The organism is Agrobacterium sp. MA01 (assembly GCF_009650195.1).
Classification (GTDB): Bacteria; Pseudomonadota; Alphaproteobacteria; order Rhizobiales; family Rhizobiaceae; genus Allorhizobium.
Genome location: NZ_CP045854.1, coordinates 1,413,138 through 1,425,440 on the forward strand (window position 1 = coordinate 1,413,138; position 12,303 = coordinate 1,425,440).

The 12,303-nt window shown below is 61.0% G+C and carries 12 protein-coding genes; 2 read left to right on the plus strand and 10 right to left on the minus strand.

Annotated elements, in window-relative coordinates:
* Window positions 1-16: 16 nt before the first annotated feature.
* Window positions 17-523 (plus strand): DUF2231 domain-containing protein, encoded by a 507-nt coding sequence (locus GH983_RS06870; RefSeq protein ID WP_054150679.1) that lies wholly within the window; start codon window positions 17-19, stop codon window positions 521-523.
* On the opposite strand, the gene GH983_RS06875 is transcribed toward GH983_RS06870, so the two are convergent.
* The 3 genes from GH983_RS06875 to GH983_RS06885 all read right to left on the minus strand — a co-directional run bounded on the left by GH983_RS06875 (window position 501) and on the right by GH983_RS06885 (window position 4,183).
* Complete coding sequence (locus GH983_RS06875; protein WP_054150680.1) at window positions 501-1,001, minus strand: CopD family protein; 501 nt, start codon at window positions 999-1,001, stop codon at window positions 501-503. The genes GH983_RS06870 and GH983_RS06875 overlap by 23 nt on opposite strands.
* Window positions 1,001-1,744 (minus strand): cytochrome c oxidase assembly protein, encoded by a 744-nt coding sequence (locus tag GH983_RS06880; protein ID WP_069041596.1) that lies wholly within the window; start codon window positions 1,742-1,744, stop codon window positions 1,001-1,003. Before GH983_RS06880 ends, GH983_RS06875 begins: the two co-directional genes overlap by 1 nt.
* Before the next feature lie 159 nt (window positions 1,745-1,903).
* Window positions 1,904-4,183, minus strand: a complete 2,280-nt coding sequence (locus tag GH983_RS06885; protein ID WP_153762006.1) for an FdhF/YdeP family oxidoreductase — start codon at window positions 4,181-4,183, stop codon at window positions 1,904-1,906.
* Between the two features lie 248 nt (window positions 4,184-4,431).
* On the opposite strand from GH983_RS06885, the gene GH983_RS06890 reads away from it, so the two are divergent.
* Entirely contained in the window at window positions 4,432-5,910 is a 1,479-nt protein-coding gene (locus tag GH983_RS06890) for a phospholipase D-like domain-containing protein (RefSeq protein ID WP_153762007.1), read from the plus strand.
* An 18-nt stretch (window positions 5,911-5,928) separates the two neighbouring features.
* On the opposite strand, the gene GH983_RS06895 is transcribed toward GH983_RS06890, so the two are convergent.
* From GH983_RS06895 to GH983_RS06925, 7 genes are all read right to left on the minus strand, one after another.
* Window positions 5,929-7,011 (minus strand): MerR family transcriptional regulator, encoded by a 1,083-nt coding sequence (locus GH983_RS06895; RefSeq protein ID WP_153762008.1) that lies wholly within the window; start codon window positions 7,009-7,011, stop codon window positions 5,929-5,931.
* A 164-nt stretch (window positions 7,012-7,175) separates the two neighbouring features.
* Window positions 7,176-8,153 carry a trypsin-like peptidase domain-containing protein gene (locus tag GH983_RS06900; RefSeq protein WP_153762009.1) on the minus strand — a complete coding sequence of 326 codons (978 nt, stop codon included), beginning with the start codon at window positions 8,151-8,153 and terminating at the stop codon, window positions 7,176-7,178.
* 172 nt (window positions 8,154-8,325) lie between these two features.
* The gene (gene aat, locus GH983_RS06905; RefSeq protein ID WP_153762010.1) at window positions 8,326-8,940 is read right to left on the minus strand and encodes a leucyl/phenylalanyl-tRNA--protein transferase; all 615 of its coding nucleotides are present in this window, start codon (window positions 8,938-8,940) and stop codon (window positions 8,326-8,328) included.
* Window positions 8,941-8,943: 3 nt separating this feature from the next.
* On the minus strand, window positions 8,944-10,296 hold the full coding sequence (gene accC / locus GH983_RS06910; RefSeq protein ID WP_054150687.1) for an acetyl-CoA carboxylase biotin carboxylase subunit: 1,353 nt from the start codon (window positions 10,294-10,296) through the stop codon (window positions 8,944-8,946).
* A gap of 4 nt (window positions 10,297-10,300) precedes the next feature.
* Entirely contained in the window at window positions 10,301-10,777 is a 477-nt protein-coding gene (accB, locus tag GH983_RS06915) for an acetyl-CoA carboxylase biotin carboxyl carrier protein (RefSeq protein WP_054150688.1), read from the minus strand.
* 23 nt (window positions 10,778-10,800) lie between these two features.
* Window positions 10,801-11,241 (minus strand): type II 3-dehydroquinate dehydratase, encoded by a 441-nt coding sequence (aroQ, locus tag GH983_RS06920; protein WP_054150689.1) that lies wholly within the window; start codon window positions 11,239-11,241, stop codon window positions 10,801-10,803.
* 156 nt (window positions 11,242-11,397) lie between these two features.
* Entirely contained in the window at window positions 11,398-12,159 is a 762-nt protein-coding gene (locus GH983_RS06925) for a DsbA family protein (RefSeq protein WP_153762011.1), read from the minus strand.
* Between the last annotated feature and the right edge of the window lie 144 nt (window positions 12,160-12,303).

Below are 12,303 nucleotides of genomic sequence, written 5' to 3' on the forward strand. Positions count from 1 at the left end.
CAAACGGAGAACCCCCATGGCCGAAACATCTCAAACCGACGCTGCCAATCCCGTCATTGAACAGCTGGAAGAAAAGGACAAGACCTCCGCCGTCGCGGTTGCCGGTCACCCCTTGCATGCCATGAGCGTGCATTTCCCGATTGCCTTGGTCTTCGGCACGCTCGCCGTCGATGTCTTCTACTGGTTCACGGCGGACCCCTTCTGGCTGCGCGTCGGCCTCTGGTCCTCCGGCACGGCGTTTGGGGCCGGTGTCGCCGCGGGCCTGGTCGGAACGGCCGAGCTCTTGCTCGTGCCCGGCATTCGCGCGCGTGCCGCAAGCTGGGCCCATGCGATTGCGGCCATTACCCTGATCTCGGTTGCCGGCGCCAACTGGGGCTTGCGGCTCATCGATCCCAATGTGGTTCTGCCGCATGGCATGCTGCTCTCGGTTCTGGCGGCCGTCCTGACCGGTGTTGCTGGCTGGCACGGTGGTAAGCTGATCTTCGATCACGGAATCGGCCTCATGGTGTCGCCCAAGGATTGAGTGGTTCGAGAAGGCGCTTCAGCCCGCCCGGCTCGGACATGACCGGAGGCAGGGTGAACTGGGGCGCCTCCTTGGCCAGCACGAGAATGAGGATCGCCAGCACCACGACGCCGCAGCTCACGGTCGCCACGACAAAGCGCCAGGCCGGATAGACTTCCCCCTTTCTGAAAAGCCGGATGACCACCAGTCCGGAAAAGACGTGGAAGATGGCCAGCAGCCCGACAAAGGCGAGTTTCCATGAAAACCAGGGTGCAAACACCTCTCTCATGAAACTGAGCGCAATCCCGCTTGCGACCGCCAGGAAGGCCGCCGGCGAGATCAGCACGACAAAGGCAAAGCGTGTCATCCGCTGCATGCGGTAGAGCGCATCGTCGTTTTCGACATGTGCCCGCTGGACGTAGAGGCTCGGCAGGCTGATAAGCCCGGCGGTCCAGATGGCAATGGCTGCGATATGGACGAATTTCAGGAGGGCGATCATCAGCGTGGCGCCTCGCTGTCGAAGCTTCGTCCCGCAAACAGACTGCGCAGCTTGAGAAGAGCGGCGAAGAGATAGGGCAGGGCCGCCGGCACCCACATCAGAAGCCCTGAAAGCTGCTGGTCGGCGAGCGGGGAGAGGCCGAAGGGATGCGTTGTGTCCATATGCGCGGCAAACAGCGGCTCGCGCGAAAATGTCAGCAAAGCCCCCAGCATGCCCATCTGGATCGTCGTGCCTAGCAGAAGTGCCACCGAAGGCCCGACCGTGCGCCGTGGCGAAAGAATGTCGTACCAGAGCCAGACCGCCGACCCGATCAGCGTCAGTTCCATCAGCCAGTAGGCGGCAGGCGATGAGAGGGCGAAGAGATAGGGCTCCGGGGCGTGCCAGGTCCACATCAGGATCGTGTGCACGAGAAAGGAGAGCTGCGCCGGCAGGGGTTGACGCTCGCGCGCCTTGGGCGGGATTGCAAGAATGATGAACGGCGCCAGAAACGTGACGAGCAGGATGTGGTGCAGGACCCGGGCCGAAAACAGCGCAGACGCCAGCGCACAGAGCGGTGAGACGAAGGCGATTAGCATCACCACAAGGGCAGCACCGGCCGCCATCCGCTGCCGCGGATTGCTGGCCGTGGTCATCAGAAGCACGAAAATCGCACCGATCGCCGCAAGCAGGGGCGGATCGAAATTCCAGTCACGCCAGAGCATCTCCGGTGTCGGCGCCGGGCCGCAATAGATATCGAGGTTCATGATGTCAGTCCCGAATTGCCGTCAAAGTCGGTCATTGCCCCGCGCACGCGCACCCTCCGTTCGGCCGCTGCCCTGCGAGGGCAACACGCGTGACGCCACATTGTTCCATGCAAATTGTTCCATCGGCTCGGGAGATCGGAGAAGCCGGATGGAACGACCTCAGCCGCCTCGCTCGATCCGGACCGGCACCGACTTGTAGGCCGGGGTTTTTGACGCGCGGTCGTGATGCGCAAGCGGCACCAGCGGATTGAGCTCCGGGTAATAGCCGCCGACGCAGCCGTCCGGCAGGTCGAAGGGCAGGACCTCAAGCCCGCCGACGCGACGGTCGACCCCATCCTCGGCATCGCTCACCAGCGTCACGCGCTCGCCGACGGTGAGCCCATGCCGCTCGATCTCGGCGGGGCTGATCAGCAGCACGTCGCGCTTGCCCTCGATGCCTCGCAGACGGTCGCTATAGCCATAGACCGTCGTGTTGAACTGGTCGTTACTGCGCAGGGTCACCAGGCTCATTCGGCCCGGTGTTGGCTGAAACCCGGTGGCCGAGAGCATCTCGGGCGTGACGAACTCGGCTTTGCCGCTCTCCGTCTTCCACTCGCGCTCGCGGGCGGAGTTGCCGCGATAGAAGCCACCGGGCGTAAAGATCCGGGCATTGAAATCGCGGAATTCCTCCGGATAGGTCTTCTCCATCAGATCGCGGACGGACGCCGTGTCGCGCGCCCAGTGGCTCCACAGCATTTTCGGGTTTTGCGGCAGGGTCGCCTCAGCGAGCCGGCTGACGATCTCGATCTCGGATTTCAGGTGTTCGCTCGCCGGCGTGCGTTTGCCGACAGACCCGTGAACGCAGCTCAGGCTGTCCTCCATCGACACGACTTGCGGATGGCCGGTCAATGGATCCATTTCGCTGCGCCCGAGACAGGGCAGGAGATAGGCGATGTCGCCGTTGAACAGGTGACCGCGATTGAGCTTGGTGGCGATCTGGACCGTGAGCCGCTGCCGCGACCAGGCCTCCTCCATCGCTTTCTGTTCGGGGATCGCGCGCAGAAAATTGCCGCCGAGCGCGACAAAAGCCGAGACCTCGCCCTTGAGAATGGCCTCGCAGGCCTCGACCGTGTTCATGCCCTTCTCGCGCGGCGGCGAGAAAGCGAACATTTCCGCGAGCCGATCGAGCGGCACGAGTTCCGGCTTTTCCGCAATGCCGACGGTGCGCTGACCCTGGACATTGGAATGACCGCGCACGGGTGAAATCCCGGCGCCCTGTCGGCCGATATTGCCCTTCATCAGCAGCAGGTTGGTGTAGGTCGAAATGTTCTCGAAGCCATGCACATGCTGGGTGAGGCCCATGCCATAGATGCCGATGGTGTTCTCGGCTTCCACATAGACGGTCCCCGCCGCCTCGATCGCCGCACGCGTGAGCCCGGAGACGTCCTCGATCTCGGCCCAGTCGAGCGCCCGCAGCCGCGCCTCGAAGTCTTCGAAGCCGACGGTATGCTCGGCGATGAAGGCCCGGTCGATGACCTGACGGTTATCGGCTTGCGCCGCATCGTCAGCGGCCAGAACATGTTTGCAGAGCCCAAGGAGCACGGCGATGTCACCGCCCGGTTTCACCTGGTGATACTGGCAGGAGAGCGCCGTTTCGCTGCCCGTCACCATCGCCGTCGGTTCCTGCGGATTGATCATGCTTTCCAGCCCCCGCTCGCGAACGGGGTTGAAGGTCACGATCCGACAGCCGCGCCTGACCGCCGCCTGCAGCACATGCAGGAAGCGCGGGCTGTTCGAGCCGGTATTCTGGCCAAAGAAGAAGATCGCGTCGCAATGTTTGAAATCGTCGAGCACGACAGTGCCGACCGGCGAGCCGATCACCTGTTTCAGCGTCACCGACGTCGTCTCGTGGCACATGTTGGAACTGTCGGGCAGGTTGTTGTGCCCATAGGCCCGGGCAAACAGCGCCCAGCAATAGGACGTCTCAAGGCTGGCGCGGCCGGAGGTGTAGAAGACGGTCTTCTTCGGATCCATGGCCTTCAACTCGCGCCCGATCTCGGCGAATGCCTCGTCCCAGGAGCAGGGCACGTAATGGTCGCTCGCCCGGTCATAACGCATCGGATGGGTCAGCCGTCCCAGCTGCTCCAGATCGTAATCGCTGAAGGTCTTGAGCTCGGTCACGCTGTGCCGGGCAAAGACATCCGGAGTGGCCGTTCGGCTGGTCAGCTCCCAGAGCGTTGCCTTGGCACCGTTTTCGCAGAATTCGACGGGATGGTGATCGGCGGGCTTCGTCCAGGCGCAGGAGACACAGGCGAAACCACCCGGCTTGTTCTGTTCCAGAAGTGTCGCGATCGCCCCGGCGCTGATGCCTTCGTCGCCGGCGATCCGGGCAATGCCCCGAAGCGAACCCCAGCCGCCTGCCGGCCCGTCATACGTCACCGTCGCATCATCCTTCGCCATTATCCGCTCCCTTCCAAAGTGTTTCGAAGGGAGAACGACTGGAGGCGCGATTGGTTGCGCGGGGCGGGGAACAACAGCTTGCGCGTCGACACATACCGGGTGAGGCGTCCGCTCTTGGAATACGGTGTGCGCCGGGCATTCTCATCCCCGGCGGTCAGCAAGCCGGAGCGTAGCCACGACCCTAAAGACTGGACCTCACGCCACCATTGCGATAGCCGGATATGGCGACCCAGTGTCTGGAGTATGAGATGGCGCCTTCCCCCTTTTTTTCGCCTTCCCGGAACTGCTGGCGCGTCGAGAAAGCCAACGACTTTTCGATCCTGATCGATGCCAATGACTATTTCGCCTCGATCCGTGCCTCGATGATGGCGGCAAAGCGGGTGATCTTCTTTGTCGGCTGGGACTTCGATGCTACGATCACCCTTGGTCATCCCAAGATCGATGATGGAGCCCCCCGCCGGGTTGGCGACTTCCTGCTCTGGCTGGCCCGTCGAACGCCGGGCCTCGAAATCAGGATCCTGCTGTGGAGCCCGGCTCCACTGGCCAGCTGGGCGAGGCCTTCGAACCTGCCCTATCTCTTGCGCTGGAAATGGAACAGGCAGATTACCGTCCGCCTCGACGGCAAGCATCCCCTGGGGAGTTCGCACCATCAGAAGATGCTGGTGATCGATGACGCGGTTGCCTATTGCGGCGGCATCGACGTGACGCTCGATCGCTGGGACACGCGCGAGCATCTCGACGAAAACCCCGACAGGCGCCGCCCCAATGGCAAGCCCTACGGCCCCTGGCACGACATCTCGAGCCGTTTCACCGGTCCTGCCGCGCAGGCGCTCGGCGAACTCTGCCGTCATCGCTGGACGCGTGCCGGCGGAAAGGACGTGGCCCCGGTGACGTCAGAGCCGGCTCAGGCGGAGGTTGCGCCGAACTTCTCCTTCGGCAGCGTCAACCTCGCGATCGCCCGCACGAGCCCGGCCTATCAGAACGAGAGCGCCGTCACCGAGATCGAGCAGCTCTATCTCGACATGATCAACGCGGCCCGGCACACCGTCTATGCCGAAAGCCAGTATTTCGCCTCGCGCGCCATCGCACAGGCCATCGCCCGCAGGCTCGCCGAACCGGACGGGCCGGAATTCGTGCTGATCAATCCTGTCATCTCGGACAACTGGCTCGGCACGATCGCCATGGACACGGCCCGCGCCCGGCTTGCCGAATCCATGCGCCGACACGACGACTACGGACGCTTCAAGATCTACCACCCGGTCACTGCCAAGGGCCAGCCGATCTACGTCCACGCCAAGCTGATGATCGTCGACGACCAGTATCTCCGCGTTGGCTCCTCCAACATCAACAACCGCTCGATGCGCTTCGACCAGGAATGCGACGTGGCGCTTGAGGCGGGCGGTTCGGAAGACCTCTCGGCGAAGATCACAAGCTTCCGCAACGACCTGCTGGCCGAGCATCTGGGGGTGACGCCCGAGACGATCGACCGGGCCATCGCTCAATGTGGCTCGCTGATTGCAGCCATCGAGCAGCTGAGGGCAAAAAACAAGGCCGCAGGGGGTGAAACACTCAAGCCCTATAAGACGCCGGCGATATCAGACCTCGAAGAATGGCTCGCCGACCACGAGATCCTCGACCCGGAGGGTTCGGACGCAGTGTTCGAGCCGATCGAGAAGCGGGGGCTGTTTAGAGGGATGTTGAAGCGGCCGAGGGGGCGGACGAGCTGAGGTGGAGTTAGACAGGCCTCACATTGTCCGCCGCATTATCATCCCGTCGAATCGCCCGTCTGACGCCAGCGAAAAACTCCATTCCTGGCATCCCTTCTCGAAGCTCACATCGTAGACGTCCCAGCCGTCATCCGTCACACCCTTGAACGTGATGTCTTTCAAGGCTCCAAGCCGCTGCAACTTGCCCCGGATGATCTCGGCCTGTTCGCGCGCGATCGCGGCAAGCGGTGGCGTCATCTTGGCATAATCGGGTTCCCCCTTCTGGTGCTGGTGCACGAGCTCTTGTAAAAGAAGCCGACTGTTCTCAACGGGACGCTTCTCCCTGATCCTCTCGGCCAGTGTCGCCTCTAACGTTGCGGCGGCGCCAGTCTCCACCCGCTCGGCGGTCTCTGCGTGTCCGTTCTGATGCAGGGTCAGGGCAGTGACCATCCCCTCCGCATTCCGGATGAAGCTGATCTGCGCCGGCACAGCCTTGTAGAAGAACCGGTCGACCTCTTCGGAAAAGAGCTCAAGTTCGACCTGCCCGGTGACACGGGCAAAAAGCCTCTGATCCTCGTGGCGAATGGTCAAGACGACCGTGTCGAGCCGATAATGCCCCGCGTAGTCGGCATAGAGCCTGCTGTCGATCGCACGCTCCGTGCGAGGCCGCATCTGGTCATAACGCCGCCAGGCGATGGTGTCGGAGGTTGTTTCGGTCATCGAATGATTCCTTGCGAGTGCGAGCAGGTCGTCCATGGAGAGGATCTCCCCGGTTGCCATCTTTGTTTGCATGGTATCGATGAGGGTGAGGCTCTGCTGGACGCGCACCATCTGTTCCCTGAGCGCACTCGCCTGGACGAACAGGACACGCTCAAGATCAGTCGCCTGCCCGGCCAGCAGCCGACTGATCTGCTCCAGCGTCAGCCCGAGCCGCTTCAGCGTCAGGATTTCAGTAAGCCGCGCCAGATCTTGCGCCCCGTAGAGCCGCCAGTTCTTCTCCGTCCGCCGCGGAGCCAGAAGCCCCGCCGCCTCATAGATCCTGAGCGCCCGCACGGTCAGCCCAGTGCGCTTGGCGCACTGCGCCGCAGTTAGCCAAGAGTCCTTTGTTCTGTCGTCAGCCATGTCACCTCCACCGTCGATTGAGACGGTTCTAGGCTATGACCTTGGGTCCGGTTCAAGGGGGAGATGAAGGCAAAAAACTCTTATTGATTGCAGTTTTTCGCACTTAAACAGAGATCGTTCGCATACAGCCGGAGGGTTGAGCCAGATAGTGGAGGAAGTTCGATTCAGCTCTTGCACCGCAGCCGGAGTCCATGATCTTCAGCATCCGCGATTTCGAAAAAATCAGCGCTATCTTCGTAAGTAGGCATGTCTCCAGCCTTAACTAGATCCAATATTAACGCGTTCGACGTGGTCCCGTCTGGCAAGATGCTGACGGGAAGGTTGAAGCCGAGCAGAGGCCAAGCGCATGAGATGACTGACTCTTCTTTGCTGCTGAAATCTACCCTAGGTCTGTGTGTAAGGTCCAAATCTGCCGAGACTATGCCACACGCTGCAACCATTTTTCCGTCTCTAGGCTTGTAAACAAAGCCTCCGCTCATTCCGTGTTCGGCTGGAATGGACGTAGAGAAGCATGGGAACCGATATTGATTGTATCCGTGTTTGTGAACTGCAGTTACAGTTCCCATCCTGATACAGACTGATCTTTCGATGCGCAGAGCCTGACCTTTTCCATCTGGTTCAAGAGGTGGCGATGTTTCCGAGACATCCATGCCGCCGCATGAGACAAGATGAACTATATCACCCACCGACGGTGTGCCGCAGTCAAGTGGAACTGCATAAGGTACTAAGCCTTCTTCACTTTCTTGGGGGGTGATCAAGCATAGAGCAACATCTAGGTTTTCAGCATAGGTCACGTATGCGACGTTCATGAGCCGCGCGCTGCCTTGATCAGTGCGCAGGACTTTTAGATGACGTGGATCGAGAGATACTTTGGGCTGAATGAAAAGCCCGGGCACAGCGGATGGAGCGTGTCTTAGCGGCCTCTGGAACAACTGAAGCCCATCGATGACGTGTCTCGCCGTGACCACCACATAGAATGCTTCATTGCCGGCAATTATGAAGCCTGTTCCCATGAGTTTTGGGTTTTTGTTGAGATCGAACCCCAAAAAGGAGACCATTACCGGTCGAAATTGACTGACGAGGCTTGGATTGGCACCAGACAAGTCAAGCCATCTTCGTCCGAGCGGATCGTTTGGAAGCATGCCCTAACCACTCTTTCGTTGTGCCTCGGCGACGACTGTAACCGCAGTTTTTACAAAGGAGACGTTTTTCGTAACACAGCGTAGCGCGTAAATCCGGAATGCAATTAATAGTTAGGCAAGAAGGGCTACTAGTAATCGCTGAGATATGTCGCCTCGACAAGAACCCCACCCTCTAAAACCTAACCGTCTCGCTCTCCATCGCCCGGTCCAGCAACACCCCATACTCCGCCTTCGGAATATCCACCGCCCCGAACGTCTTCAGATGCTCCGTGGTGAACTGCGTGTCGAGCAGCGTAAACCCGCGCTCCCTTAACCGCTCCACCAGATGCACGAGGCAGATCTTCGAGGCATTGGTGCGTCGTGAGAACATGCTCTCGCCGAAATAGGCGGAGCCGAGCGTGACGCCGTAGAGGCCGCCGACGAGTTCGCCGCCCTCCCAGGCTTCGACGCTATGGGCGTGGCCGAGGCGGTGCAGCGCGCTGTAGAGGTCGCGGATGGTCTGGTTGATCCAGGTGCTCGGCCGGTCGTCTGCCGCTTCCGCGCATTTGGCCACCACCTGGTCGAAGGCGGTGTCGAAGCGGATGTCGAAGGGGGCTTTGCGGATCGCCTTTTGCAGGCTTTTCGAGACGTGGAAGTCGTCGAGCGGGATAATCCCGCGGATGTCTGGCTCGACCCAGAAGAGTTCGGGGTCATCGGCCGATTCCGACATCGGGAACATGCCGATGGAATAGGCGCGCAGCAGGAGCTCCGGAGTGATGCTTCGGTCCCTGCTGCGTCGCCCAGCCATTTTTTACTTGGCCGAAGTTTCGGCCAGATATTTTTCCAGCCAGTGGATGTCGTAGTCGCCGTTGGCGATGTCCTGATTGGCCACGAGATCCTGGAACAGCGGCAGCGTCGTCTTGATGCCGTCGACGACGAACTCGTCGAGCACGCGGCGCAGACGCATCATGCATTCGACGCGGGTGCGTCCATGCACGATCAGCTTGCCGATCAGGCTGTCATAGTAGGGCGGGATCTTGTAGCCGGCATAGACGCCGGAATCGACGCGAACGCCGAGGCCACCTGGTGCATGGAAATGCGTGATCGTGCCGGGCGAGGGCACGAAGGTGCGCGGATCCTCGGCATTGATGCGGCATTCGATGGCATGGCCCGAAAACACCACCTGGTCCTGCGTGACCGAGAGGCCGGCGCCGGAAGCGACACGGATCTGCTCATGCACGAGGTCGATGCCGGTGATGGCTTCGGTGATCGGATGCTCCACCTGCAGGCGGGTGTTCATTTCGATGAAATAGAACTCGCCGTTTTCGTAGAGGAATTCGATCGTGCCGGCGCCCCGGTACTTCATCTTCTTCATGGCTTCGGCGCAGATCGAACCGATCTTCATCCGCTGCTCGACGTTGAGGGCCGGAGAATTGGCTTCTTCCCAGACCTTCTGGTGGCGGCGCTGCAAAGAGCAGTCGCGTTCACCGAGGTGGATGGCGTTGCCGGCACCGTCACCGACGACCTGCACCTCGATATGGCGCGGCTTGCCGAGGTATTTTTCCATGTAGACGGCGTCGTTGCCGAAGGCCGCGAGCGCTTCGGAGCGCGCCGTCGAAACAGCCTCTTCCAGCTCTTCCTCGGTCTTTGCCACCTTCATGCCGCGACCACCGCCACCGGCCGTCGCCTTGATCAGCACGGGGAAGCCGATTTCGCGGGCGATTTCCAGCGCGTTTTCCGGCTTTACTTCGCCGTCCGAGCCGGGAACGACGGGAATGCCGAGTTCGACCGCGGTCTTCTTTGCCGTGATCTTGTCGCCCATCAGGCGGATATGTTCAGCCGTCGGTCCGATGAAGGTGATGCCATGGGCGTCGAGGATGTCGGCGAACTTGGCGTTCTCAGACAGGAAGCCGTAGCCCGGATGCACTGCGTCAGCGCCGGTGATCTCGCAGGCAGCCACGATCTGGTGGATGTTGAGATAGCTGTCGCGCGACGGCGGCGGGCCGATGCACACGCTTTCGTCGGCAAGCCGCACATGCATGGCGTCAGCGTCGGCGGTGGAGTGAACCGCCACCGTCTGAATGCCGAGCTCCTTGCAGGCGCGCAGAACGCGCAACGCAATTTCGCCGCGGTTGGCGATGAGGATCTTCGAGATGGCTGTCATCGGCTTACTCGATGATCACGAGAGGCTCGCCGTATTCGACCGGGCTTGCATCATCGATAACGATCTCGACGACCTTGCCGGACTTGGGCGAGGGGATCTGGTTCATGGTCTTCATGGCTTCGATGATGAGAAGCGTCTGGCCTTCCTTGACCATCTGGCCGACTTCAACGAAGGCGCGCGCGCCCGGGGCCGGCGACAGGTAAACGGTTCCGACCATCGGTGCGGTGACAGCGTTGGAAAGGTCACGGGCGGCAGGGGCAGCGGGTGCAGCGACAGCGGCAGGAGCAGCAGCCGGTGCGGCCGGTGCCTGGTAGGCATAGCCCTGCATCTGCTGCGGCATCATCACAGGGGTGCCGTTGCGCGAAACGCGGATGCGCAGGTCGTCCTGCTCCACTTCGATCTCGGTGAGATCGGTGTCGTTGAGGATGTTCGCGAGATCGCGGATCAGCTTCTGATCGATGCCCGATTTCTTTTCAGCCATGGGTGGATGTCCTGTAATTCTTGTTATTGCGTGATGGTTTTCAGCGCCTGAAGCGCCAGGATGTAGCTATGAGGTCCGAAGCCGCAGATCACGCCCTTGCACGCGGGCGCTATCACCGATTTATGGCGGAATTCCTCGCGCGCATGCACGTTGGAAATATGCACCTCGATCACCGGAAGCGGGGATACGGCCTTGATCGCGTCATGCAGGGCAATCGACGTGTGCGTATAGGCTCCGGCATTGATTGCGACGCCGACCGACTTCTCGCCTGCCTCGTGCAACCAGCTCACGAGGTCACCCTCATGATTGGACTGGCGGAAGTCGATGGTCAGCCCGAGTTCGGCGCCGGCGGCCTTGCAGTCTGCCTCGATATCGGCGAGCGTCTTGCCGCCATAGATCCCCGGTTCCCGCTTTCCCAGCATGTTGAGATTGGGGCCGTTCAGCACGAAAATGGTTTTGCTCATCTACGCTTCCGTCGACTTTCAACCGCCTCCTATAGACCGAGAGCCCCTGTAGGGAAAGCCCTTTGCCGTGATCGCGCCAAACCGTCCCCGGAAAACCGGGTATTGGGCAGGCGCGGGGAGGGGAAAAGAGTGGTTTTGCCTTCAGCAGGTCGCCCCTTAGCAGGTGGCCTTCCCGCAGGCGCGGACATTGCCGACCTTGGCGACGATCGCTTCCTTGCCAACGGCGCCGGGAACGGTTTCATTGCCGATCACGTAAGAAGGCGTGCCGGTGATGCCAAGGCTGGTCGCCAGCTTATAGGCTTCCTGCACTTGTGCGGAATTCGGGCTTTCGGCCATCTTGGCGCGGATGGCATCCTCGGCGATGCCGAGTTCGCCGGCAATGGCAATGGCGCTCTCTTCCGAGGCCCGGCCGTCCTGGGTCATCATGGCGCGGAAGAAGGCACCGTAATTGTCGGGCGACAGCTTGCGCACGGCATCCGAGACCTTGTGCGCGGCTTCCGAGTCCGGTCCAAGGATCGGGAATTCCTTCAGGACGTAGCGGACATTCTTGTCCTCGGCGATGACGGCTTCCATGTCGGCATGGGCGCGGCGGCAATAGCCACAATTGTAGTCGAAGAACTCGACCACGGTGACATCGCCTTGCGGATTGCCGATGGCCAGATCATAGGCCGAGTTGAAGATCGCATCCTGATTGGTCGAAAGGGCCTCGGCCGAGCGCTGCGAGCGGATCTCTTCCTGCTTCTTCTGCAGGGCATCCTGCACTTCGAGCATGATCTCGGGGTTCGCGATCAGGTATTCGCGGATGAATTCGCCGAATTCCTTCTTCTGTGCCTCGTCGAGAGCCACGGCCGGAAGCGGCATCAGGGCGGGAAGGAGTGCCACGCTTGCGCTGGCGATCATCTTGAAGTTCAGGGCCATGTTGTTCCTCGTCCTTGCCGTCTTCATTCGTCAGGCGTGCCGATATCGGCTCGTCGCCACCGGCTGATATCGAGCCTAAAGGCTCATGCTTTCAAGCGGAATGGCTTTTTTGCACTGCCTTGTCCAGCCTCTCCATTGTGATGC